The sequence below is a fragment of the Paraburkholderia sp. USG1 genome (assembly GCF_031570135.1).
Lineage (GTDB): Bacteria > Pseudomonadota > Gammaproteobacteria > Burkholderiales > Burkholderiaceae > Paraburkholderia > Paraburkholderia dioscoreae.
Window position 1 is genome coordinate 197,458 of the sequence record NZ_JAMWXW010000005.1, and the last position, 22,986, is coordinate 220,443.

The window sequence follows — 22,986 nt, forward strand, 5'->3', positions numbered from 1 at the left end:
GTTTCGTGATGTGCAACGCGAGGCGACATTGCGAAATGCCGGATTTGTGCCACGCACCACGATTTTTTACGAAGCAATCGATCATTCCGCATCGTGAAATTTTAGGGGTCGGCAGGGTTCCGCCCCCTTGCGGCCGGATGGCAAAGCACACCGCGAGGCCACTGTCCGTTCAGCCGCTTCGTTCAGCCGCCAATCCGGCGCAGGAAGTCGAGCATCACCCGATTGAATTGCGCCGGCCGTTGTAGCGGCGCGAAATGGCTCACGCCGGACAGCAGGATCAGTTCCGCGCCCGGAATGGTGCGGGCGAGATAGTCGGCGTGTTCCGGCTTGATGAATTCGTCATGCTCGCTTTGCACGATGGCGACCGGCACACGGACTTGAGCCAGATCGTCGGTGCAATAGTTGGGCTCCGTTTTCATCATCGTGCTGACGGCGCCGACAAACGCTTCGAAGTCATCCGGTGTCGCCGATAGTTGCGCGTAGTCTTTTGCATGGCGGCTGAAACAGCGCTCGATCGTCCGCGTTGGCACAAACGCCTTCGTGCCGCTCGGGTCCATGTTGCAGCCGAAGAAAAACACGCCCGCCACCCGGTCCGCGGCGGTGATGCCCAATACCATCGCCACGCAGGCGCCGTCGCTCCAGCCCACCAGCGCGGCCCGTTCGAGTTGCAACGCGTCCATGACGGCCAGCACGTCGGATGCCATCAACTCGTAGCGGTAGGGCCGCGCGTCGCGGGTGCTGCGGCCGTGGCCGCGGCTGTCGACAACCACCACGCGGCGCCCCACGCCGAGCAGCGCCGGCAACTGGTAGCCCCAATTGCCGCTGTGCCCGAGGCCACCATGCAGCAGAATCACCGGCACGCCGGCGCCGTACGACGCGTACCAGATTCGCGCGCCTTCATGCTCGACGTAGCCCTCTCCGTTCGGGACCGGCAGAGGCGCCGCGCCGTGTGCTTCGAAATGTTCGAGGTTGTCGTCGTGCGCCTGGGTGGACGGTTCCATCGCCGTGGTCTCCGCTGCGTGGCAATTCGCTAGGTTGCCAGCGTTGCGGCCGGGAGATCAACCGTCCTACGAGTTTCTGTGTCTGGGCACGACGTAATGAATAGCCCGTGCGATCTGAACGGCTTTGATTTCTTTTCTATAGCGATCGCACGGGATCTGACGACAAAACACTCAGCTCGAAACGTATGCGACGTACGGGCCGGTCCCACCACCGCTCGATGCCCGGCCTGAAATGCCGTAGTACACATGGCGGCCATAGAAGAACGGCAGGCCGAAGTCGAACTGGCGGGTCATATAGATGCCGAGATTGTTGAACGCATTGTTCCCCGATGCATTCAGTGTCGCGCCGTTTCCGATATTGAAGCCGAGCGTCACGCTCGCCGGATTGGTCCCCTCCAGCGTCGAGGTGCGGCCCACCGTCGCGGCCGGAATGTAGTATCCGGACGACGCGTCGCGAGCGATCGTCGTATCCGGAAAGAACAGCACCGTCGAGCCCGAGTCGAAGAACGTCTCGGTAAACACGCTCCCGTTATAGGTGGACGTAAAGTCGCCGTTCAGGTCGGTCCGCAGAATCGGAGCGCCGGTGCCGTTCAATACATTATTGGCCTGAGTGTCGATGCCGAACACCAGCGTGCCTTGAGCCGTCGCGCTGCCGCTATCCGATACCTGCGCCATTTCCAGAATCACGCCGTTGTTATCCTGCGCGAAGCGCGAAACCGGATTGGTGATCTGTTTGCTCACGGGCACCGAAGTCGCGTTGCCGGCATTGGTGTAATAGAACTGCGGGCGCGCCGTCAGCTCACACAGTGAACCACAGTCCGTCGGACTCACGCCGATGCCGAGAATGCCGTTTGCGCCGATATCGGCAGCGCTCGCCAGCGGCCGGCCCACCTGGCATTCGGCCGGCGCGGCCACGGTCAGTGCGGGATCGCCGATCACGTGAATCGGCACCGAAGCCGCAATCTCGCCCGATAGCGCCACGTCGGCGGTATGCACCGAGCCCCATGCATAGCCGCTGCCGAACAACGCACATTCGGCAAGCGGCAGGCCGCTCGATTGATCCGTTTCGGCGGCGAGCGCGGTGAAGGTGGCATTCGGGATCGCGGAGCGAACCAGACGCAACCCGAACGACGCCGTATCGACGATCACGTTCGGAATCGTCGCACAGCTCGTGCCCGCGTTGGAGCCGCCCGCGCAGATCTTGACACTGACCATCGGCTGATTGTGAATGCCCGTTCCGCTTACCGTCACCAGCATCGTATTGCCCGCGCCCACCGGCGTGGGCACGGCAGACGCGTCGACGGCGAGCACGTTGGGTGTCGGGTTGCTGATAACGGGATTGGAAGTCGTACCGCCCGATGGCGCGGGCGTATTCGTTGCGGCCGGCGAATTGGCCGTCGGTGTGCTGCTGCCACCGCCACCGCCGCCGCAGCCGGCAAGATTGAGTGCCAACCCGAGCCCGAGCGCCGCGGCAATAATCCTTGCGATTTTGCGCACTGTTGTTCTCTCTCTAATGATTTTAATGAGTTACTTGATGTCGTCCGCGCTCACCCCTTGCGGCAGCGCTTGCGGTAAATAGGCGCGGCCCACGAAGGCGCCCATGTGGCCTCCGGTTTCCACGACCAGCCCCGACTGATGAACGACGGCGGGTCCGTAGCCGCCGCCCTGGGTGGCGTGGGCGTCGGTGAGGGCCTGCACGTAGGAGGGGAAGTAGGTGGCGAGCAGCGTTTTGAGCGGCGGCATGGTCGGGCCTTGCCAGCTCAGCGCGAACACGGTGTTACCCGCGCCGATGTACTCGCTTACCACGGTGCCCGATGGCAGGGTTGTCTGGCTCACGGTGTAGTTCGTGGAGGCAGTACTGGCGCTGGCGGCGAAGCGCGCGACCGCCGCGCTATTCTGGCTGGCTGCCCCTGCGTTCGTGCTGCTGGCCGTTACCGGATAGGTTGGTGCGCCGCCTAATGCCGCATGCGAGGGAGCGGCCATCGCAAACGACGCTGCGGCGATCGCGAGCATTCGAAACTGACTCATTAGCATTTTTTCATTTTTGAAGTTTTGGAGAATACGCGCGAACGTTTTCTATCCTCGAGCTCGCGCAAAGCCGATATTAGCGCGAGCGCGTTTAATTAAATCAGACGATTAATGGAAGTAATTGGGCTCTGTTTGAAAATGAAAGGCAACGCGCATCGGGTTGGCATTCAACTTCAATCCACGCCGAGTTGTTCGATGAGCATCGCGACGAAAGTCTCCCCTCTGCGGCGCGCGGCAATGTCCGGCCGCGCTTCTCCATCCACGCTGCATCGAAACGGGTACTTTAGTATTTCTGCACGACGCAATCGCATGCAATCACATGCAACCGGATACATAGCTGCCCGCGGCCGACTCAGTCGTCCGTTCTGCTCAATTCGTGGGCGCGGCGCAATCGTTCGCGGCTATTGCTCAAATGCATGCGCATCGCGGCGCGTGCGTCGTCCGGGTCTTGCCGTTCGATTGCGCGATAGATCATCTGGTGCTCGCCGAGCACGTTACGCAGATGCTCGATATGGTCGAGTTCCGCGATCTCAGCGGAGCCGAGCCGCGTGCGTGGACTTACCGCCCGGCCGAGTTGGCTGAGCACGTCGAAGAAATAGCGATTGCCGCTCGCGCGTGCGATCTGCAGATGAAACTCGATGTCGTGCGCGAGCGTATCGGTGCTGCCACGTTCGAGTTCGGACTCGAACCGCTCCAGCGCGCCGCGGATCTGCCTGAGGTTCTGGTCGGTGCGCCGTGCGGCGGCGAGGGCTGCGGAGGCGGCCTCGACGTCGATGCGGAATTCGATGATCGCCATCACGTCCAGCATGTTGGAGAGATCGGCGGCGGGCAACTTCACGGGGCTTTCCGTGGCCGGCGCCAACACGAACGTGCCGATGCCATGACGCGTCTCGACGACATTGGCGGCCTGCAGGCGCGAAATTGCCTCGCGGACCACGGATCGGCTCACCGATAGCTGTTTCATCATTGCGACCTCGGTGGGAATGCGGTCGCCCGGCCTCAGGATGCCACGGCGGATTTCGTCGGACAGGGCGGCCACCACCTTCTCAGTCAGGCTGCTCATTTCTGTGGCGGGTTGATTGTGTGACGTATTGACTTAGCGATCATAGCGTCTGGTGGGAGATGGGCGGGTTCGATTGCTGCCTCCCAAGCGCTTCGGGCAGCGGGATTTCGGAGTTGCCTGTGACATGCAAGTTGTCTCCTTATTTCTAGTTGTCGGACGTCTTATTTTTTGGCCTGTTGCTCGAATGTTGGGAGCCGAGGGCGCCTTAGCTGAGGCGTAGTGGTCGTGTTCACGCAGGGTAAACACCGCATTGGCGCGTTTTATCAAATCACAGTAGACTGTCATCGTACAACATATTGCGTGCGGCAAGCCAGAAACCCTGAATGCGCCACATTGCGTTCGATCAGACCGCCTGAACGACCAAACCTGGAGACATCATGTCCACGAAACCTTCCCAAGCGAACCACACGCCGGTCGTCACCGAACTGCGCGTCGTGCCTGTCGCCGGCCGTGACAGCATGCTGCTCAATCTGAGCGGCGCGCATGGCCCGTTCTTCACGCGCAACATCGTCATTTTGCGCGACAGCGCCGGCCATACCGGCGTGGGCGAAGTGCCGGGCGGCGAGAGCATCCGCAAGACGCTCGACGATGCGCGTGCGCTCGTCGTCGGTCAGTCGATCGGCAATCTGCAAGCAGTCTTGAACAAGGTGCGCACGCAATTCGCCGACCGCGACGCCGGCGGCCGCGGTTTGCAGACGTTCGATCTGCGCACTACCATTCACGCGGTGACCGCGCTCGAAGCCGCATTGCTCGACCTGCTCGGCCAGCATCTGGGCGTGCCCGTCGCCGCGCTGCTCGGCGAAGGTCAGCAACGCGACGAAGTGGAAATGCTCGGCTATCTGTTCTATATCGGCGACCGCAACAAGACCGACCTGGACTATGCGAGCGGCGCGGATGGCCGCGACGACTGGGAGCGCGTGCGCACTGAGCAGGCGCTGACGCCCGAGGCCGTCGTACGGCTCGCCGAAGCCGCGCAGGCGCGCTACGGCTTCAACGACTTCAAGCTCAAGGGCGGCGTGCTGTCCGGCGACGCCGAAATCGAAGCGGTCACCGCGCTCGCCGAACGTTTTCCGAACGCACGCGTGACGCTCGACCCGAACGGCGCCTGGTCGCTGGCGGAAGCGGTGCGCCTGTGCCGCGACAAGCACGACGTGCTGGCCTATGCGGAAGATCCGTGCGGCGCCGAAAACGGCTATTCGGGCCGCGAGGTGATGGCCGAGTTTCGTCGCGCGACCGGCTTGCCGACGGCGACCAACATGATCGCGACCGACTGGCGGCAGATGGGCCACGCGATCCAGTTGCAGTCCGTGGATATCCCGCTGGCCGATCCGCACTTCTGGACCATGCAGGGTTCGGTGCGCGTCGCGCAGATGTGCAATGACTGGGGCCTCACGTGGGGCTCGCACTCGAACAACCACTTCGACATTTCGCTCGCCATGTTCACCCATGTGGCGGCCGCCGCGCCGGGCAGGATCACCGCGATCGACACGCACTGGATCTGGCAGGACGGCCAGCGTTTGACGCGCGAGCCGCTGCGGATCGTCGGCGGCAAGGTCAAGGTGCCGCAGGCCGCGGGGCTCGGCATCGAACTGGATATGGATGAGATCGGGAAGGCGCACGCGCTGTATCGACAGCACGGCCTGGGCGCGCGCGACGACGGCGTGGCCATGCAGTATCTGGTCCCGAACTGGAAGTTCGATAACAGGCGCCCGTGCCTCATGCGCTGAACCAGCGATGATCCGGCCGGCGCCTTTAACTCTTGCGAAACACCACATGCGAGATGCGCTGCACCAGCAGCGCGGCCGCCAGCGCCGCGACCGCCGTCAGCCACACGCCGATGTGAATGGACTGCACCAGCGCATCGCGCGCCGTGTCGATCAACGCGAGCGTATTGAGCCCTGACGGCTTCATATCCGCGATCAGCTTCAGACGCGACGCTTCGTCGATCAGAATGCGCAGGTCGACGAAGCGGGGCCGCCATTGCGAGGCGGCCGGCTCGCCGAGCACGCTCATCGTGCGTGTGACCACGTTGCGGTAATGATGCGACACCACGGTCGCGACAATGCTCGTGCCCAGCATCCCGCCCACCATGCGCGTGGATTGCAGCAGCGCCGTCGTGATGCCGAAGCGCTCGCGTCCGGCAATCTCCTGGCCGAATACGTTCAGATTGTTGAGGATGAAACCGAGGCCGATGCCGACCGCGGCCATCGGCAATTCGATCCACAGATGCGGCGTGTCCGGATTCGCAAACGCTAGCGCAATGGACGCGAACAACAGCAGCGCGAAACCGATCGAAAGGATCTGCGTGGGCTTCTTCATGTGAATGACGATGCGCGTGTTCAGCAGACTGCCGAGCGCGATGCAGGCGGCGATCGGCGTGGCCAGCAGGCCGGCCTGTTGCGGCGACAGACCGAAGCCGCCTTGCAGCAGCAGCGGCGCGAAGAAGATCAGCGAGAACATCACGAAGCCCGACAGCATGCCGAGCGTGAACAGCGTGACGAGTTGCGGATCCCTGAACAGGTCGAGCGGAATGATCGGATGCGTGGCGCGCTTTTCGCATACCAGCAATGCAATCGCGCCGGCGATCACGCAGACGGCCAGCGTGAGATTGGCGGCGCTCAGGCCGTCTTTCGGCACTGCTTCGATAAAAGCCTGCAGCCCGCCGAGCACGGCGGCGACCAGCACCGCGCCGAGCCAGTCGATCTTCACGTCGCCTTCATGCGGACGGCGGAAGCTCGGCAGGTGCGCCCAGATGAAATAGAGCGCGGCCGCGCCGACCGGCAGATTGATCAGGAAGGTAGAGCGCCAGCCCCAGTGTTCGCTCATCCACCCGCCGAGCGACGGCCCCGCCGCCGTGCCGATGCCATACGCTGCCGCCATCACCACCTGCCAGCGCACGCGCGCGCGCGGATCGGGAAAGAGGTCGGGTATCGACGCGAACGCCGTGCCGACCATCATCCCGCCGCCGACACCTTGCAAGCCGCGCGCGATCACGAGAAACCGCATGTCGTTCGCGACACCGCAAAGCACCGACGCGATAGTGAACGTGATGACCGCGGCGATCACGAAACGCTTGCGGCCGAAGTAGTCGCCGAGCCGTCCGAACACCGGCACCGTCACCACCGAGGCCAGCAAATACGCGCTGGCGATCCACGCGTAATACTCGAAGCCGTGCAGTTCGGCGACGATGGAAGGCAGCGCAGTGCTGACGACTGTCTGGTCGAGTGCGACCAGCATATTGACGAGCCCGATGCCGAGCATGGCGAACAGAGCGTTGCGGAAAGGCAGGGCAGTGGCAGTCGGATTCACGGATCTGGGAGAGAAGGCTTTTCAGGGGCGGCGCTGCGCGGTTGTCGCGGGCCAAGGTCTTGACGACGGGTGTCCTCTAGTTGTCTGACCTCTTGCGGGAATTATACGGGTTTCCCCTTATTCGAAACTATTCCCACGAATTGTCGGGCGAAAAAAATGCCGTGCGCAGCGGCACGGCATGGTGGGTGAAGCGAAGCGCAGGCCGCCGATTGCAGGGGCGCGCCGTTCAGCGTTGCTGCGTCGAATCAGTGGTTATTCCACCACTCGGTTGCTTTCTGTTTGTCCCAGGCAGGCAGCACTTCGCGTTCAATCGACGCATTGGTCAGTGCCGGAAAGTCCTTCTTGAACGCGGTCACGTCGTCGTCGAACTGGTCGGTCACGCTAACGTCCCACGTCCCGCCGCTGAAACCCGTAGCCGCCTGATCGATCAACGGAATGACCGGTCCCGCGCGCAGTTCGCCGTCTTTACGTTCGACAACCGTAGCGTCGATATGGCCGAGATACACAATCGAATTCGGCTTGATTTCGACCACTTCGTGAAGCGGCGTGAAGAACATGCCGCGGAAAGGGAATATACCGCTTTGGCCGGTAATGCCGCGCATCACATATTTACCCGGCGCCAACGGCAGGCGAATGAAATAGTGATTACCCGTGTCGCTCGTCGTGGTGGCCTGATCGTCGAATTTGAAATTCAGCCGGTCTTCTCGCGAGTCTGCCGAACCGCGCTCCATATTCACGACGATAGGGCTCGGTTGATAACTGGTGTGATATGCGTTCTTGAGTGTCACCGTCATTAACGCGTACGAGTTTTTCGTCGTGTCGACCGAACCCGTCGATGTGGTGGGCGACATGTTGGAAACTGTCGCGCAGCCTGAAGTCAATAACGTGCCGGCAATGGCGAAGATTGCGATGGTTTTTTTCATTACGGATTGAAGGGAATGTGGTTTGTACTTGAGCCAGATTAGAGTTATTTATGCGGCGTGATTGATGTGGCACTCGGCGCATGCCGGGTAAACGACAGAGGAGAAAAAAACTTTAGCGTCCGTTTAATTGATGGCGCTCAGACAATGCGACAGTCAACCGAATATCGAATAGCCGCGCTACGTCGAATCGGGCGACCCATTGCCTGGTCGCCCGTCTCAGTCGCTCAACCCTGCGCCCAGACCGCCGCTGTCTCTTTCGCGAAGTCCCGATACGATCGCGGCTGCCGGTCCAGCAGCGCAGCCAGGTGATCGATCTCCGCTCTGGATGCGACCGCGCCGTCCTGCTGATAACGGCTCATCATCAGGCGTATGTCGTAAGCGAGCCAGCCGGGTGCGGCCGCCTTCAAACGCTGTTCCAGCAGATCGAGATCGTCGCCGCCATAGCGCACCGCGCGTCCGAGCGCTTCAGCCCAGATCGACGCCACGCTTTGCGACGTGATCGCGTCAGGGCCGACCAGTGCATACGTCTCGCGCGGCAAACGGTCTGCGGCACGCTCGCGGCGCAGCAGCTCGCGCGCGGCGGCCTCGCCGATGTCGCGTACATCGACCATGGAAATGCCTTTGGCGCCGATCGGCATGCCGTACGCGCCGTGCGTCAGCAACGGCTCTTTCTGGCGCACGTCGTTCTGCATGAAATACGCAGGACGCAATACCGTGGCGGGCAGATCGCAGTGTTCGATCATGCGCTCGACGGTGTACTTGCCGGTGAAATGCGGCACGTCGACATAGTCGGCGCCTTTGAACACCGACAGATAAACCACGCCTTTCACGCCAGCCTCGCGCGTCACGCTCAGGGTCTGCAGCGCTTGCGTCAGTTCGTCCGCGGCATTGGGAGCGAGCAGGAACAGCGTGCTGACGCCGTTCATCGCGCGCCGCAATCCGTCCACGTCGGAGAGGTCGCCCTGAACCGCCGTGACGCCGTCCGGGAATTGCGCTTTTTCCGGCGAGCGAGTCAGCGCGCGAACTTGCGCGCCGCTACCGGCCAGATGTTCGAGAACCTGTTTACCGACCACGCCGGTGCTGCCTGTTACGAGAATTGCCATGACTTTTCTCCAAGGGTTGGATGGGCTGGAAGCCAGCCCGTAGACGAACAATAGATGTTCCATTTGGGCGGCGATAGTGCAAAAATTCAGACACCTCGTCTCATATTTGGAACGATCATGGATCTGACGTCACTTGCCGATTTCAATGCGGTTGCGCTGCACGGCGGATTCGGCCCAGCCAGCCGGGCGCTCGACCGTCCCAAGGCCACGCTGTCGCGGCGCGTGGCGGAACTCGAGGAAGCGCTCGGCGTGCGGCTGATCGAGCGCGGCTCGCGCAGATTGCGGCTGACGGAAGAAGGTCTCGTGCTGCACGAGCGCACGCGCGGGCTGATGGCGGAGATCCAGGAGGCGGGGGAAGTGGTGGCGTCGCGCGCGCCGGTTCCGCGCGGGCGATTGCGGATCAGCGCGCCGGTCGTGTTCGCGCATGTGGTGCTGGGCCGGATCGCGGCGCGTTTTGCGTTGGCCTATCCGCAGGTGGAGCTGGAAGTCATTGCGGAAGACCGCGTGGTCGATCCGGTGGAAGACGGCTACGATCTCGTGATCCGCATCAATCCGTCGCGCGACGAGCAACTCGTGGGGCGGCGCATTTTCGGCGACGAACGGCTCGTGGTCGCGGCGCCCGCCATGTCGATGCCTTCCAGTTTCGCAGGCGGCGCCGCCGCGTTGCCGGTGCCCGCGATCGTGCGGGCTTCCGAATTGCCGGGTGAGATCTGGACGGTGCACACGCCAGGCGGCCTGCAGTCGCTCGCGCCGCAGCCGGTGCTGCGATTCTCGTCGCTGCTGATGGTGCGCGACGCGGTGGTGGACGGTGTAGGTGCGGCGCTCTTGCCCAGGCTGCTGGTCGAGCAGGATGTGTCGGCGGGGCGGCTTGTCTGCTGGGGAGTGGCGGACGGGCCGCCGGTCGAGATCTGGGCGCTCTACAACTCGCGCCGCCTTTTGAGTGCGAAAGTGCGCGCGTTCATGAACCTGTTGCAGGATTTGCCGGGGCGCGAGCGGAAACCCGGCTGATAGAGGCGCCGATTACACACGGCTTGTGTGTGGAATCACCCGGAATCGGCTCGCACCCCGCAACCTCACTTGGGACGTCGCACGGCTCGCACCTTGCCGCTGCTTCCGCCGCCGCAAAAGAAGCGATCGCCGCCGTCGGATTCGAGTCCCGACACGCTGACGCCAGGCGGCATTTCAAGCCGCTCCTGAACTTCGCCGGTGCGTGGATCGAGTCGCCGCAATTCACTTTCATCGCTTTCCCACGTGCCGTGCCAAAGTTCACCGTCGACCCAGGTGACGCCCGTCACGAAGCGGTTGGACTCGATGGTGCGCAGGATCGCGCCCGTCTGCGGATCGACCTGATGGATCTTGCGCTCCCGATACTGTCCGACCCAGAGCGTCCCTTCAGCCCAGGCGAGGCCCGAGTCGCCTCCGCCGCCGGGCGCGGGAATCGTGGCGAGCACGCGGCCGCTCTCGGGATCGATCTTCTGGATACGGTCTTCGGCGATCTGGAACAGGTGCTGGCCGTCGAAGGCTGTTCCCGCATGCGCGGCGACGTCGATCGAGCGGAGCGCCTTGCCGCTCTGCGGGTCGAACGCGTTCAACGTGTCTCCCGCCGCGAACCAGACATGCTGGCCGTCGTACGTTACGCCATGCACTTTTTCGACGCCCGGAAAAGGACCGTATTCGTCGATGATTTCGGCGGCTGATTGTTTCATGTTCGTTCCCTCCTGTTTTCGTGTTGCCATCCTAATCAATCGGCAACGGGGCGGGGAGTAACAAGGTCGTCGTGAATCCGGGCATGGGCGGGGTCATCCAGCGACGCGCCCGCCCTCGGCCGAACGACTGCACCTTGCCTTGCGCCGCGAGCGTATCGAGACTCCGCTGCACGGTGCGCTGACTCGCGCCAAGCGCTAGCGCGAGGGCCGAGCTCGACCATGACTCGCCGTCGGCGAGCAACGCAAGCACGGGCGCATGTCTGTCCTCGAGCGGCCGCGCCAGCACGACCACCTGCTGCGCGCGTTGCGGCACGAGCGTGAAGCCGCGCCGCGTGGCGTTCACGCCGGCCACGGTGCGAAGCACCGACCGCAACCGCCCGAGCTCGACCCGCAGGCGCGCGCGGTGCGATTCATCGGCAACCTTGGCCCGGAAGGCTCGCGCGACGAGCACATCTCTCGGCACGTCCTGCGGCCACGCTTCGGCCAGCGCGCGTGCGAGCACGAACAGCACCGGGCGACCGGCGAGCGGGATTACCGCGCCCGCGTCGCGTACCACGTGGCGGCACGCGTCCACGATCAACGCCTTCGATGCCAGCAACGTTTCCACCTCGTCGAGCAGCAGCGGGCGTTCCTCGCCACCCGCGAGCAGTCGCGCCGCCGGCGCGTTCAGAACGAGCGAGGCGTTCTCGACTTCCGCTATCAGTGCAGGAATGCTCGCGAGACGTGCTGTGCGCCCGGCCCGTTCGAGCGCGGCGCGTGCTGCGCGGGTCTGCAGGCGGCGCAGCGCGACGCCGGCCACCACCAGTTCATGCGCGGCTCTCAAGGCCGGCGGGAACGGCGCGGGGTCGAGCCCGGCGAGCGCGCGTTCGGCCTCGTCGAGGCGTCCGATCAGCAGCAGGCGCCGGACTTCGAGATAGCGCGCATGCGCGGCGTTGAGCCGGTCGCCGTGCGCTTCGAGCGTGGCGCGTGCGGCTTCCAATGCTTTCGTTGGCCAGTTCAGATCGCGCGAGACGAGCGCGATCTCGGCCTCGGCGACGACACATCTCGCGCGCGCCACCGGCTCCTTTGCACCGAACGCGCGTGCAGCGCTTCGCACGAGCGCCTTCGCCCGGACCAGATCGCCGAGTTGCGCCATAGCGATGCCGCGCAGCGCGAGCGCGGGCGCGTCGTTGCGCAGCGCCACCCGGTTCAGCGCGCCGAGCGGATCGCCCGCTGCAAGCGCGCGCGCTGCTGCCGTCACTAGCGAGTCCATGATTTACGCGAATCCCGCCACACTTGTCACTCCCGTGGTTCGAAGCCGGAGGCTAATCTAGCACGACCACCCCGCAGCACTTCGCATAGCGAACCAAGGAGAGAAGCATGGCGACGACACACACCATCGGCACACGGCAAGCATGGTTTGCAGCGCGGCTCGAATTGCTCGAAGCCGAAAAGGCGCTGACGCGGCAGAGCGACGACTACCAGCGCGGCGGTCATGCAATGGATGCCGTGCCGGCCCCGGCGCCCGTCGTCGAATTCGCGGGCGCCTGCGGAACCGACGCGCCCACGTATTCGCTCGACAGGCCCGGCATGAGCGCATTCGTGCTCGAAGACGGTGTCGTGTATCACACGTATTCCACTTATGGGCGCGGCGTGGATGCGCTATGGAGTATGTATCAATGGCTCGACCGCGCGCCCAAGGGACGCAACGAAACAGGTGTCTGGTGGCGCCGCCATGACGAGTATGGGAAGCACTGACACGCGTCTCGGGCACGCTATCCGCTCGCGACAATGGAGCCAAAAATTGCAATCCGGCTCAGGTCTGTTATGGTCGAAGCCGGGCCCGCGAGCGGCCTGTCTGAACATGGCAGGTTATCGTTCTGGAAACACACGTTGGATGTCACTGTGGAGGACTTCATCTGGTCGGTGCCACGCGATCTTCACTCAACGAGTCGCCACGAAAGTGGGCTGCGGTGGCACAGGTTGCCGCCTGGCGCCGCCGTCTGGTTTGGTGTGCAGGCGTCGGCGGCGCGGCGCTGCTATTTTGCGGGCCAAGCCTCGCGGCGCAGGGCACGAGCACGAGCTCCGTCACGCTGTACGGCGTACTGGACACCAGCCTCGAAATCACCGATCCCGGGTCCGGGTGGACGCCGCGTCTGGACTCGGGTGCCTATCGCGGTTCGCGGATCGGCTTGCGCGGCAGCGAGCCGCTCGGCGCCGGCACCGATCTGGTGTTCACGCTGGAAAACGGCTTCAGCTCGGCCGACGGTTCGCTTCAGAGTCCGGGTCTTCTGTTCAACCGCCAGGCGTGGGTCGGTGCCCGGGGCGCATGGGGCGAGATGCGTTTCGGCCGGCAATACTCGCCTATCTATATCCCGTTCAAAGGCTATCTCGACGCGTTCGGCGCCGGCACGATTGCGTCCGGACTCAACAACCTGTCGAAGATCACGCCCTACGCCAGTAACGCGATCACGTATCTTTCACCGCTCGTCGGCGGGTTCAGCGGCACCATCATGATGGCCACGCGCGATCAGGCGGAGAGCGATGGCAACGGCATCGACGGATACTACGTTACCGCCGCGTATCAGCTCGACGAACTCAGGCTGCTCTACGCGCGTCAGCAGACGCACGGCGCGGGCGCACTGCGCGCGAATCTCGGCGGCGCAACGTACGCGGTGGATAAAGTGCGCGTGTGGCTCGCCTTCTTCAATGGCGATGGCGGCACGCCGCTCTATCACGGCGCGGGCGGCGCGCTCTCGGCGCAATACAGCTTTTCTTCGAATATGCGCGCGTCGGTGGGCTATGCGCACGTGCGCGACTTTACCGGTGCGGGTGCGAGCGCGGATCAGTTCAGCCTGGCATTCGAATACAACTTTTCTTCCACCTTGCTGTTTTATTTCAGCGCAGCCTATCTGTCGAATCACGACGGCGCCGGCTTCACCCTGCGCGGCGTCAACGTGACCGGGCTGCCGGTCGCCTATCCAGGCGCGCCGGTCGCGGGCGTGCAGTTCGGCGTGCTCGAGCGATTCTAGCGGGCAAGGGAACGGTGCCGCCGGTCGCATTCGATTGCAGCGGAAGCACCGGGCCGATTGCCGACCTCGACCGGCCGCGCTATTTCCGGACCTGAAGCGCGGCATGTCGAGGCGAGCGCGCTTATTTCGTCTTGAGTACTATCGCTCGACGGCTCTCATGCGCGTATCGCCCGACTTTTATGGAGGACTGCATCATGGATCGCAACGACGTCACGAAGAAAATCATCGCCGCGAAAGTCAGAAGCAAGCTGAGCTGGGGTGAGATCGCCACGAAAATCGGCCGGAGCAAGGAGTGGACGACCGCGGCGATGCTCGGCCAGATGACACTCGATGCGAAGCAGGCCGCCGTCGTGCGTGAACTGTTCGACCTGACCGACGAGGAAACCGCCTGGCTGCAAATCGTCCCGTACAAGGGCTCGCTGCCGAGCGCGGTTCCAACCGATCCGCTGATCTATCGCTGGTACGAGATCGTGAGCGTGTACGGCACGACGATCAAGGAGCTGATCCACGAGGAGTTCGGCGACGGCATCATGAGTGCGATCGACTTTTCGATGGATATCGAGCGTGAGCCGAACCCGAACGGTGATCGCGTCAAGGTGGTGCTCAGCGGCAAATTCCTTCCCTACAAATCGTACTGATCGCACCGATCGGCTGACCTGGCACCGAGTCTGCAGAACCACCCACAGTGGGGCTATGCTAGCGGCTTCGTCTACTTCGAGGAGCAACCGATGAAACAGTCAGCAGGTTCGATGATCACGTTCAGCCGCCCGGACGGCCAGCAGATCCAGGGCTATCTGGCCAAGCCGCAGAAGCTGGAGGGTGCGCCCGGCATTGTCGTGATCCAGGAGTGGTGGGGTGTGAACGACCAGATTCGCGGCGTGGCGGACCGGCTCGCACAGGCCGGTTATCTGGCGCTGGTGCCCGATCTGTTTCGCGGCAAGACCACGGTGGAGGAGGCGGAGGCGCACCACCTGCTCGACGGGCTCGATTTCGGCGACGCTGCTACGCAGGACGTGCGCGGCGCCGTCCAGTATCTGAAGCAGCAAACGGCGAAGGTCGGCGTGACGGGCTTTTGCATGGGCGGCGCGCTGACCTTGCTCGCGCTGTGCAATGTGCCCGAATTGTCGGCCGGCGTGGCCTGGTATGGCTTCCCTCCGCTGGAGTACATCGACGCATCGAAAATCAAAGTGCCGGTGCTCGGTCATTGGGCCACGCAAGACGAGTTCTTCACGGCGGAAACGGTCGATGCGCTGGAAAGCAAACTGAAGGGCGCGAATGTCGATGTCGAGTTTTACCGCTATCTCGCGCACCACGGCTTTGCCAACGAAGAGGCCGTGGGCCCGGGCCGTATCGCGAGAACGCAGTTCGATCCGGTGTGGTCGCAACAGGCATGGGATCGTACGCTGACGTTTTTCGGCCGCACTTTGTGGAAGTAGGCGGCGAGCCCGGCAGCAGGTTCGCCTCGCCGGGCTCAGAGCTTCGACCCACCGTCGACGTGCAAGGTCTCGCCGGTAATCCAGCGAGCGGTGTCGGAGGCGAGAAAGGCCACGGCGCCGCCAATGTCATCCGGCTGCGCCACCCGCTTGAGCGCCTGCATGCCGAGCGTCACCTGGCGCCCCGCGTCGGTCTTCGTGAAGTTCGACATATCCGTTTCGACGACGCCCGGCGCCACCGCATTCACGCGAATGTCACGTGCGCCGAGCGCGGCGGCGAAATGCTTTACGAGCGTATCGACCGCGCCCTTGGTCGCGGCATAGGCCGGCAGCGTGCCGACCGCGGCGCGCGCCGCGAGTGACGAGAGCAGCACCACGCTGCTGCCCTTGCACATCACCGGCAGCAACTGCTGCACGAGGAAGTAGGGTGCGCGCACGTTCACGGCGAACAGATCGTCGAAGTCTTCTACGGTTGTGTCATCGATGCTGACCGCCTTCGAAATCCCGGCGTTCGCCACCAGAATATCCAGCCGGTGGCCGATCACCGCGCGCACCTGCGCTGCCAGCTTATGCGGACCGTCGGCCTCGCGCAGATTCGCCGCGACTTTCTGCGCATTGCCGCCGGCCGCGCGAATTTCCGCGACCACGGCATCCGCTTCTTTCTCGCCGCTGCTGTAGTGAACCAGCACCTGTGCGCCGGCCTGGGCGAGTGCGAGTGCGCTGGCGCGGCCGATGCCGCGTGAGGCGCCCGTGACGAGCGCGGTCTTGCCCGTGAGGTTGTTCATGGCGAAACTCCGTCGAGTTGAAGCAAACCGAGCGCCTTGATGAACGCGGCGGCGTTGGCGGCCATCTCTTCGATCGATTCCGGCACTTCGCCTGAGGAACTGGAGATACCGGCGTTGTTGAACAGGATCACTTCCCGATCTTGCGCTAGACAGTCGGTCACGGCCGGATCCCAATGGTCCATCGTGCCGGTGAAATGGATGTCGAACACGAGCGGCACGCCTCCCGTCTTGCCGAAGCGGCGATGCGCGAAGCGGATGCCGTTCGCTTCGACATAACGGGTCGGGGCGGTCTGGTGCGTGTGGCGCGTCACGGCGGGGTCATTCGAAGCAGCCGGTGGGGTCATTTTCGGTTCCTCGGCAATATAGATGAAAGGCATGGAGCGGGAGGCGGGGGTCAGGCCGAGGCTTGCTCGGTTGTCTTGGGCGTTGCTGCCTGATGGGTAATGTAGCGGGGGCTTGTGGAAAGGAAAAAGACTTTGTAGGCTGACGGGCATGCCTGTCAGGCATGCCCGTCAGGTAAGACGCAAACGGAATTCAAAGAGGATCTATGGAGCTTCGCCATTTGCGGTACTTCGTGGCCGTCGCCGAAGCGGGCAGCCTGACGGTGGCGGCGGAACGGCGCCTGCACACGTCGCAGCCGTCGCTGAGCCGCCAGATTCGCAACCTGGAGGACGAAGTCGACGCGGAGTTGTTCAACCGCAGCGCACGCGGCGTCGAATTGACGGCGGCGGGCAAGGCGTTTCTCGACCATGCGCGGCTCGCGCTCTCGCAAGTCGACGCCGCCATTGAAGCCGCGCGCCGTGCCGCGCGACCTTCCAAGCAGGTCTTCGCGCTGGGATTCCTGACCGGCCAGGAAATGACCTGGCTGCCGCGCGCCATGCAGGTGCTGCGCGACGAGCTGCCGAACATCGACGTCACGGTATCGAGCCACTATTCGCCAGACCTTGCCGATGCGCTCGCGCGCGGCAAACTCGACCTTGCGTTTCTGCGTGCCGAACCGGGCTTCGATCTGGACTATCAGGTGGTAAGTAGCGAGAAGCTGATCGTGCTCATGCCGAGCGACCATCGCCTGACCGGGCGAAGCGCGATCCGTCCGGATGATTTCGCCGGCGAGACTTTCATCATGGCGTCGAACAAGGCGCGAGTGCTGCACGACGTGATCCAGCGCTATCTGGATGACAACGGCATAGCGGTCACGCCCGGCCACGGCGTCGACAACCTGGCTATGGCGATGTCGCTCGTCGCGTCCACGCGTGGGCTCGCGTTGATGCCGGAGTATGCGAACAACCTGCTGCCGTGGTCGGTGGTCAGCCGGCCGCTCGCAGGCGAGACGCCGACCGTCGACCTCGTGATCGGCTATAGCAGGTCGAATACATCGCCGGTGCTGAAGCTGTTTCTTTCGAGGGCCGAAGAGTTGCTGGCGCACGCGAACGCCGGCCGCTCGCCCTGATACCAACAAGCGGGAGCGTCATATGTCTGTAGCAATGCGAAGGGCGACCCTCGGGTTGCTGGCAAGTATCACGTTGGGCACGAGTGTCGCTGCGCAGGCCGGCTCCGGTTGTCACGAAGCGTGCAATGCACGCGGCCAGCTTCTCGACCACCACGTCACGCTCACGCTGAGCGCGCCGGAGTTTTCGACCTTGCTGGCGTCGAGCGTGGGCGGCCGGCAGCTCGCACGGCTTGCCGGCGCGCCCACGTGCGGTATCGAGATCGTGAGCTTTCGCTACCGGACCATCGGCGGCGCGGGCGAGTCCACGAACGCGAGCGGCGCGTTGATGATTCCGTCGGGGCTTTCGGCGGCATGCAGCGGAGCGCGTCCGCTGATGCTCTACGCGCACGGCACCACCGCGTACCGCAACTACAACCTCGCCGATATCACGCGAACGGATCCCGGCAACGGCGCCGGCGCCGGGGAAGGCCTGAGCGTGGCCGCCATGTATGCGGCGCGGGGCTATATCGTCGTGGCGACCAACTATGCGGGCTACGCCGGCTCCGATCTGCCGTACCACCCGTATCTGAACGCCGACCAGCAATCCGCCGATATGATCGACTCGCTGCAGGCGGCGCGCCTCGCGCTCGCCGAGGTGAAGCCGGACGGTGGAGCACACGAGAACGGGAAGCTATTCGTCACCGGCTATTCGCAAGGCGGCTTCGTTGCCCTGGCGACGCATCGCGCGTTGCAGGCGGCGGGTGTGAAGGTGACCGCGTCCGCGCCGGGTTCCGGTCCGTATGCGCTTGCCGCTATCGCCGACGCGCTCATCGAAGGCCAGGTCAACCTGGGTTCGACGCTCTTCGCGACGCTGATCGTGACGAGTTACCAGCGTGCTTACGGGAATATCTACCGTCGGCCCGGCGACTTCTACGACGCCGCTTACGCATCTGGTATCGAAACTTTGCTGCCGAGCGCGCAGCCGCTCAACAAGTTGATCGCCGCAGGCAAACTGCCGTCGACGCAACTCTTTAACAGTGCGCCGCCCGCGCCGCAGTTCGCCTCGTTGACGCCGCCCGCTATGCCGTCGTTGACGCCGCCGGTATTGATGCCGCTGTTCGCGGCGGGATTCGGCAAGGCCAACCTCGTGCGCAACGCCTATCGCCTGACCCTGCTGGAGGACGCCGTGGCCAATCCCGATGGTGCATTTCCCCACGCAACGGCAGCAATGGAGCCGGCATCGAATCCGATGCATCCGTTGCGTCAGGCGTTCAGGCGCAACGACCTGCGCAACTGGTTGCCGCGTGCGCCGGTCCTTTTGTGCGGCGGCGAGGCCGATCCCACGGTGTTCTTTTTCAACGCGCGCATCGAGCAGGCGTACTGGCAGAACGCCAAGGTGTCCGCAGGGCTGACGTCCGTGCTGGATGTGGATTCTGCCGTTGCCGGACCAGCTGATCCGTACGCGCCCATCAAGCGCGGTTTCGCGAGTGCGAAGGCTGAAGTCGCGAGTCAGGCCGTGGCCGGTGGCGCGGCCGAGGGTGGAGTATCAGCGGTACTGCGGGCCTATCACGGCCAACTGGTCGCGTCGTCCTGCATGGTGGCGGCGCGGGCTTTCTTCGCCAGATTCTGAGCGCGCGTATCAGGCGGACATTACCGGCGAGAGCCGAGGTCCGTGAAGTTTCAAGCGCCTGCGGCTATCATGCGCAGACAACGCAACCGGTGGCGAAAACATTGGCGACTCAATCCGTGACGGGAGATACGGCGCCCCGCAGCAGACCTCTCTCACCGCTTTAGTACGTACCACGAAGCGCCGCGCGCGCAGTTGGCTGCGTTTGGACTGTCACGAGGCGATGTGCGGCCGCTGACCCGCCGCGCAATCACGCCCGGTAGCGTGAACCCACAATCAAAGGAGATGAGCACGTGGTGAAGATCGATCCGGACCGGTTACTGACCGATCTCAAACGGCTGCGCGGTTTCGGCGCCACGGGGCCGGGCGTCGTCCGGCTGGCGCTTTCGCCGGTTGATCTGGCGTCGCGCGAATGGCTGGCCGGCCGTATGGCGGAAGCGGGGCTCGACGCCGTTATCGACGGCGTGGGAACCGTGTTCGGGCGCTCGCGCAAAAGCGGGCCGGCGCTCGTGATCGGTTCTCACACCGACACGCAACCGACCGGCGGCTGGCTCGACGGCGCGATGGGCGTGATCTACGGCCTGGAGATTGCACGCTCGCTGGCGGAACACGAGGCGACGAGCCATCTCGCGGTGGACGTGGCGTCGTGGATCGACGAAGAGGGCACGTTTTCCGGCCTGCTCGGCAGTCGCAGTTTTGTCGGCGATAGCGTGGACGAGTCGATCCGCGACGCCACGAACCGTCAAGGGCAACATCTCGCAGACGTACTCGAAGCGGCGGGTCTTGCCGGGCGGCCGCGTGTGCGTTTCGAGCCAGGCCGGCATGTCGCGTATCTCGAACCGCATATCGAGCAGGGCGGTCGGCTGGAGGCGGCTGGGAAGTCCATTGGGGTCGTGACCACCATCGTCGGGCTGCGCGAGCTGCGATTGCGCTTCACCGGCCAGCGCAACCATGCCGGCACGACGCCCATGACGATCCGGCGCGACGCCGGTGCGGCGCTGGTGGCCTTTATCCCGAGAATGAACGAAGCGTTCGCGCGGCTCGCGGATGCCGATACTGTCTGGACGGTGGGCCGCATCGACCTCGACCCGGGCTCGCTGAGTGTGGTGCCGGGCGCGGCGGATATGTACTTGCAATTCCGCGACGCGAACGCCGCGCGTTTGCAGGCGATGCAGGACGCGCTCGCCGATCTGGTGCGGGACTTCAATGCACAAGGCCCGGTCAGCGTCGAACTGACGACGATCGACGAACCGATGCAACCGGTGACCATGCACACCCCGCTCGCGGACCATCTGGCGCGCGCCGCCGATGCGGTGGCGCCCGGCCAATGGATTCGCATGCCGAGCGGCGCCGCGCACGACGCGCAGGTTATCGCCCGCTGCATGTCGGCCTGCATGATGTTCGTGCCGAGCATCGGCGGCGTGAGCCACGATTTCATCGAAGATACGGCCGAGGCGCACATCGTCCTCGGCTGCCAGGTCGCGGCCACGGCTGCCGCGGCGATGCTGCATGAAGAGTGGGCGAAACGATCATGACGAGCCTGAACCAGCAAGACGATTTCGTCGTGCGCAGGATGTCGGCCGGGGACGTCGCTTTGGCGGTGGAATGGGCCGCACTGGAAGGATGGAACCCCGGTCTGCACGATGCCGCCTGTTTTCGCGCGGCGGACCCGGACGGGTTCTTCATCGGCGAATGGCGCGGCGAACCGGTGGCGTGTCTGTCCGCTGCCGCATACGGCGAGGACTTTGGCTTTATCGGCCTATATATCGTGAAGCAGGCGTTTCGCGGTCGAGGCTTCGGCATGCGCATCTGGCGGCATGGCATGGACTATCTGCGAAACCGCAACGTGGGTCTGGATGGCGTGGTCGCGCAGCAGGCGAATTACAGGAGGTCGGGATTCAAGCTCGCCTGTCGCAACATCCGCTTTCAGGGCGTCGTACAAGACATTGCCCGGAGCGAGTCCCATGCTGATTTGCACAATGCTTCGGCGCTACCCTTCGAGTCGCTGAGCCACTACGATCGGCAATGCTTTCCCGCCAGCCGCGAGCACTTTCTCGCTGCATGGCTCGCGCAGCGCGGCGCGATTGCGCGAGTCGCGGTCCGCGACGGCCGGGTTGTGGGCTACGGCGTATTGCGGCGTTGCCGGACAGGCAGCAAGATCGGCCCGCTCTTCGCCGATAACGGTGAAATTGCGGGCCATCTGTTTTCCGCGTTGACGTTGAGCATTCCGGGTGAAGCGTTTTTCTTCGACGTACCGGAGATCAATGCGGATGCGGTTGCGTTGGCCGAACGGCACGGCATGACGAGCGTGTTCGAAACCGCGCGGATGTACACCCATGAACCGCCGGCGATTTCCATTGAGCGCGTGTTCGGAGTGACTTCGTTCGAGCTCGGCTGATCGTAGCCCGATGGTGTTTTCGCCATGACATCGCCGTCGGCGGCGCAAGCCGCGAACCGCGGACGGCAACCCCTATTTCCATTTCGCGCCGAGTTTATCCAGCCCGGCTTTCATCAGGTCTTCCGGCAACATCGCAATGCGCATTTCGCAGTCGGCGTTGAATTTCAGAAACCACGGCTCCGCGAGGGCGGGAATCGACGATGCGTTGTCGATATCCACGACGAGCACCGCTCCGCGTGTTCCGTCCTGCTCGGTGAAGTAGACTGCCTCCGGTTTTATCTCTTCCAGTATCTGCCCGACCACTTGACCGGCGATGCCTTCGCGCACCAGGGTGTTGAACGGTTCGTGCGGGATTCGTATGTTGAGAAGCATGCGCATGTCATCCTCCTGTTGACGCCCAAAGGGCTTCTTAAGGATAGATGCTTTATGCGCGCGTCAACGTGATCTGTTTCGAAGCATTCAACGCGGCTCCGCAAAGTCGGGGCGCTTGCGGAGCGTGCAGCCGCTCAGGTTCCGAACAGCGAACTTTGCGTGCCGCGGCTCGGCGCATGGCGTGCGGGTTTCGTCTGGGCTTCGGATCTCGCTTGAGCTTCGACCTTCGCCTTTCCTTCGTCCGCGAACATGTCGGTCTGCCGGTCGGCTTGCGCTTCGAGCGACGTCTGCCCAGCCTCCAGCGACAGCAAAAACATCTTGTTCGCCAGGCCTCCCGCAAAGCCGGTCAAGTCGCCGGATGCGCCGATCACCCGGTGGCACGGCGCCACGATGGAGATCGGATTCCTGCCGTTCGCCGCGCCGACCGCCCGCACCGCGTTGACGTTGCCGATCTGCATGGCGATTTCCGCGTAGCTGCGCGTCTGGCCGAACGGTATCGTCAACAGCGCGGCCCAGACCTGTTTCTGGAACTCCGTTCCCTGGAAGGCGAGCGGAAGGTCGAACTCGCGCCGCGTGCCGGCGAAATACTCGTTCAACTGCCGTTCGGTGTCGATCAGGACAGGACGGTCATTTGCTTCGACCCATTCTCCCAGACGCACCCGGTTCGGCTTGTCGTTTTCCCACAGAATGGCGGCGAGGCGCTCGCCGTTCGCAACGAGTTTCAACTGGCCGACGGGCGAGTCCATCAGCTTGTAGGCGTATGTCACTTGGCTTGCTCCTGACTGGTTGGAGGCACAG

General features: G+C 63.8%; 21 protein-coding genes and 2 pseudogenes. 10 read left to right on the forward strand and 13 right to left on the reverse strand.

Annotated elements, in window-relative coordinates; genetic code table 11:
• Window positions 1-182 precede the first annotated feature (182 nt).
• The 4 genes from NE850_RS08955 to NE850_RS08970 form a co-directional block, all read right to left on the reverse strand.
• Window positions 183-1,001, reverse strand: coding sequence for an alpha/beta hydrolase (locus NE850_RS08955; protein WP_310698651.1), 819 nt, complete (start codon window positions 999-1,001; stop codon window positions 183-185).
• 171 nt (window positions 1,002-1,172) lie between these two features.
• The gene (locus tag NE850_RS08960; protein ID WP_007178195.1) at window positions 1,173-2,498 is read right to left on the reverse strand and encodes a DUF3443 domain-containing protein; all 1,326 of its coding nucleotides are present in this window, start codon (window positions 2,496-2,498) and stop codon (window positions 1,173-1,175) included.
• A 30-nt stretch (window positions 2,499-2,528) separates the two neighbouring features.
• Window positions 2,529-3,035 (reverse strand): DUF2844 domain-containing protein, encoded by a 507-nt coding sequence (locus tag NE850_RS08965; RefSeq protein WP_157187723.1) that lies wholly within the window; start codon window positions 3,033-3,035, stop codon window positions 2,529-2,531.
• 346 nt (window positions 3,036-3,381) lie between these two features.
• Window positions 3,382-4,092, reverse strand: a complete 711-nt coding sequence (locus NE850_RS08970; RefSeq protein ID WP_007178193.1) for a FadR/GntR family transcriptional regulator — start codon at window positions 4,090-4,092, stop codon at window positions 3,382-3,384.
• A 377-nt stretch (window positions 4,093-4,469) separates the two neighbouring features.
• Between NE850_RS08970 and gudD the strand changes: the two genes are divergently transcribed.
• Complete coding sequence (gene gudD, locus NE850_RS08975) at window positions 4,470-5,819, forward strand: glucarate dehydratase (RefSeq protein WP_165189210.1); 1,350 nt, start codon at window positions 4,470-4,472, stop codon at window positions 5,817-5,819.
• 25 nt (window positions 5,820-5,844) lie between these two features.
• Here the strand turns inward: gudD and NE850_RS08980 are convergent, their stop codons facing one another.
• From NE850_RS08980 to NE850_RS08990, 3 genes are all read right to left on the reverse strand, one after another.
• On the reverse strand, window positions 5,845-7,353 hold the full coding sequence (locus tag NE850_RS08980) for an MFS transporter (protein WP_007178191.1): 1,509 nt from the start codon (window positions 7,351-7,353) through the stop codon (window positions 5,845-5,847).
• A gap of 293 nt (window positions 7,354-7,646) precedes the next feature.
• Window positions 7,647-8,324 (reverse strand): hypothetical protein, encoded by a 678-nt coding sequence (locus NE850_RS08985; protein ID WP_007178190.1) that lies wholly within the window; start codon window positions 8,322-8,324, stop codon window positions 7,647-7,649.
• A gap of 224 nt (window positions 8,325-8,548) precedes the next feature.
• The gene (locus tag NE850_RS08990; protein WP_007178189.1) at window positions 8,549-9,427 is read right to left on the reverse strand and encodes an NmrA family NAD(P)-binding protein; all 879 of its coding nucleotides are present in this window, start codon (window positions 9,425-9,427) and stop codon (window positions 8,549-8,551) included.
• A gap of 117 nt (window positions 9,428-9,544) precedes the next feature.
• On the opposite strand from NE850_RS08990, the gene NE850_RS08995 reads away from it, so the two are divergent.
• On the forward strand, window positions 9,545-10,435 hold the full coding sequence (locus NE850_RS08995; RefSeq protein WP_007178188.1) for a LysR family transcriptional regulator: 891 nt from the start codon (window positions 9,545-9,547) through the stop codon (window positions 10,433-10,435).
• A 65-nt stretch (window positions 10,436-10,500) separates the two neighbouring features.
• Here NE850_RS08995 and NE850_RS09000 read toward each other — a convergent pair whose 3' ends face one another.
• Both NE850_RS09000 and NE850_RS09005 read right to left on the reverse strand, forming a co-directional pair.
• A complete protein-coding gene (locus NE850_RS09000) occupies window positions 10,501-11,133 on the reverse strand; it encodes a DUF5074 domain-containing protein (protein ID WP_007178187.1) in 633 nt (210 codons plus the stop codon).
• 31 nt (window positions 11,134-11,164) lie between these two features.
• Window positions 11,165-12,385 carry a helix-turn-helix domain-containing protein gene (locus NE850_RS09005; RefSeq protein WP_310698652.1) on the reverse strand — a complete coding sequence of 407 codons (1,221 nt, stop codon included), beginning with the start codon at window positions 12,383-12,385 and terminating at the stop codon, window positions 11,165-11,167.
• A 206-nt stretch (window positions 12,386-12,591) separates the two neighbouring features.
• Between NE850_RS09005 and NE850_RS09010 the strand changes: the two are divergent.
• The 4 genes and pseudogenes from NE850_RS09010 to NE850_RS09025 all read left to right on the forward strand — a co-directional run.
• A pseudogene (locus NE850_RS09010) lies at window positions 12,592-12,870 on the forward strand (DUF899 family protein); the annotation flags it as partial.
• Between the two features lie 215 nt (window positions 12,871-13,085).
• The gene (locus tag NE850_RS09015; protein WP_007178185.1) at window positions 13,086-14,144 is read left to right on the forward strand and encodes a porin; all 1,059 of its coding nucleotides are present in this window, start codon (window positions 13,086-13,088) and stop codon (window positions 14,142-14,144) included.
• Window positions 14,145-14,338: 194 nt separating this feature from the next.
• Window positions 14,339-14,782, forward strand: a complete 444-nt coding sequence (cynS, locus tag NE850_RS09020) for a cyanase (protein WP_007178184.1) — start codon at window positions 14,339-14,341, stop codon at window positions 14,780-14,782.
• 90 nt (window positions 14,783-14,872) lie between these two features.
• Window positions 14,873-15,580: a dienelactone hydrolase family protein gene (locus tag NE850_RS09025; protein ID WP_007178183.1), complete on the forward strand. Its 708-nt coding sequence runs from the start codon at window positions 14,873-14,875 to the stop codon at window positions 15,578-15,580.
• A gap of 35 nt (window positions 15,581-15,615) precedes the next feature.
• Here the strand turns inward: NE850_RS09025 and NE850_RS09030 are convergent, their stop codons facing one another.
• Window positions 15,616-16,362, reverse strand: coding sequence for an SDR family NAD(P)-dependent oxidoreductase (locus tag NE850_RS09030; protein WP_007178182.1), 747 nt, complete (start codon window positions 16,360-16,362; stop codon window positions 15,616-15,618).
• 11 nt (window positions 16,363-16,373) lie between these two features.
• Window positions 16,374-16,706, reverse strand: a pseudogene (locus tag NE850_RS09035) (alpha/beta fold hydrolase); the annotation flags it as partial.
• 203 nt (window positions 16,707-16,909) lie between these two features.
• Between NE850_RS09035 and NE850_RS09040 the strand changes: the two are divergent.
• The 4 genes from NE850_RS09040 to NE850_RS09055 all read left to right on the forward strand — a co-directional run bounded on the left by NE850_RS09040 (window position 16,910) and on the right by NE850_RS09055 (window position 21,816).
• Complete coding sequence (locus tag NE850_RS09040) at window positions 16,910-17,812, forward strand: LysR substrate-binding domain-containing protein (protein WP_165189195.1); 903 nt, start codon at window positions 16,910-16,912, stop codon at window positions 17,810-17,812.
• Between the two features lie 22 nt (window positions 17,813-17,834).
• The gene (locus tag NE850_RS09045) at window positions 17,835-19,421 is read left to right on the forward strand and encodes a S9 family peptidase (protein WP_007178179.1); all 1,587 of its coding nucleotides are present in this window, start codon (window positions 17,835-17,837) and stop codon (window positions 19,419-19,421) included.
• A 290-nt stretch (window positions 19,422-19,711) separates the two neighbouring features.
• Complete coding sequence (locus NE850_RS09050; RefSeq protein WP_007178178.1) at window positions 19,712-20,953, forward strand: Zn-dependent hydrolase; 1,242 nt, start codon at window positions 19,712-19,714, stop codon at window positions 20,951-20,953.
• Complete coding sequence (locus NE850_RS09055; protein ID WP_007178177.1) at window positions 20,950-21,816, forward strand: GNAT family N-acetyltransferase; 867 nt, start codon at window positions 20,950-20,952, stop codon at window positions 21,814-21,816. The genes NE850_RS09050 and NE850_RS09055 overlap by 4 nt, the downstream gene beginning before the upstream one ends.
• 72 nt (window positions 21,817-21,888) lie before the next feature.
• Here NE850_RS09055 and NE850_RS09060 read toward each other — a convergent pair whose 3' ends face one another.
• Complete coding sequence (locus NE850_RS09060) at window positions 21,889-22,194, reverse strand: hypothetical protein (protein ID WP_007178176.1); 306 nt, start codon at window positions 22,192-22,194, stop codon at window positions 21,889-21,891.
• 128 nt (window positions 22,195-22,322) lie between these two features.
• A complete protein-coding gene (locus NE850_RS09065; RefSeq protein ID WP_007178175.1) occupies window positions 22,323-22,955 on the reverse strand; it encodes a methylated-DNA--[protein]-cysteine S-methyltransferase in 633 nt (210 codons plus the stop codon).
• Window positions 22,956-22,986: the final 31 nt, after the last annotated feature.

Excerpts from the sequence above, each read along its gene's own strand:
- NE850_RS08955 (WP_310698651.1), bottom strand. The coding sequence starts at position 1,001 with ATGGAACCGTCCACCCAGGCGCACGACGACAACCTCGAACATTTCGAA.
- NE850_RS08965 (WP_157187723.1), bottom strand. The coding sequence starts at position 3,035 with ATGCTAATGAGTCAGTTTCGAATGCTCGCGATCGCCGCAGCGTCGTTT.
- NE850_RS08970 (WP_007178193.1), bottom strand. The coding sequence starts at position 4,092 with ATGAGCAGCCTGACTGAGAAGGTGGTGGCCGCCCTGTCCGACGAAATC.
- gudD (WP_165189210.1), top strand. The coding sequence starts at position 4,470 with ATGTCCACGAAACCTTCCCAAGCGAACCACACGCCGGTCGTCACCGAA.
- NE850_RS08980 (WP_007178191.1), bottom strand. The coding sequence starts at position 7,353 with ATGCTCGGCATCGGGCTCGTCAATATGCTGGTCGCACTCGACCAGACA.
- NE850_RS08985 (WP_007178190.1), bottom strand. The coding sequence starts at position 8,324 with ATGAAAAAAACCATCGCAATCTTCGCCATTGCCGGCACGTTATTGACT.
- NE850_RS08990 (WP_007178189.1), bottom strand. The coding sequence starts at position 9,427 with ATGGCAATTCTCGTAACAGGCAGCACCGGCGTGGTCGGTAAACAGGTT.
- NE850_RS08995 (WP_007178188.1), top strand. The coding sequence starts at position 9,545 with ATGGATCTGACGTCACTTGCCGATTTCAATGCGGTTGCGCTGCACGGC.
- NE850_RS09000 (WP_007178187.1), bottom strand. The coding sequence starts at position 11,133 with ATGAAACAATCAGCCGCCGAAATCATCGACGAATACGGTCCTTTTCCG.
- NE850_RS09005 (WP_310698652.1), bottom strand. The coding sequence starts at position 12,385 with ATGGACTCGCTAGTGACGGCAGCAGCGCGCGCGCTTGCAGCGGGCGAT.
- cynS (WP_007178184.1), top strand. The coding sequence starts at position 14,339 with ATGGATCGCAACGACGTCACGAAGAAAATCATCGCCGCGAAAGTCAGA.
- NE850_RS09025 (WP_007178183.1), top strand. The coding sequence starts at position 14,873 with ATGAAACAGTCAGCAGGTTCGATGATCACGTTCAGCCGCCCGGACGGC.
- NE850_RS09030 (WP_007178182.1), bottom strand. The coding sequence starts at position 16,362 with ATGAACAACCTCACGGGCAAGACCGCGCTCGTCACGGGCGCCTCACGC.
- NE850_RS09040 (WP_165189195.1), top strand. The coding sequence starts at position 16,910 with ATGGAGCTTCGCCATTTGCGGTACTTCGTGGCCGTCGCCGAAGCGGGC.
- NE850_RS09045 (WP_007178179.1), top strand. The coding sequence starts at position 17,835 with ATGTCTGTAGCAATGCGAAGGGCGACCCTCGGGTTGCTGGCAAGTATC.
- NE850_RS09055 (WP_007178177.1), top strand. The coding sequence starts at position 20,950 with ATGACGAGCCTGAACCAGCAAGACGATTTCGTCGTGCGCAGGATGTCG.
- NE850_RS09060 (WP_007178176.1), bottom strand. The coding sequence starts at position 22,194 with ATGCGCATGCTTCTCAACATACGAATCCCGCACGAACCGTTCAACACC.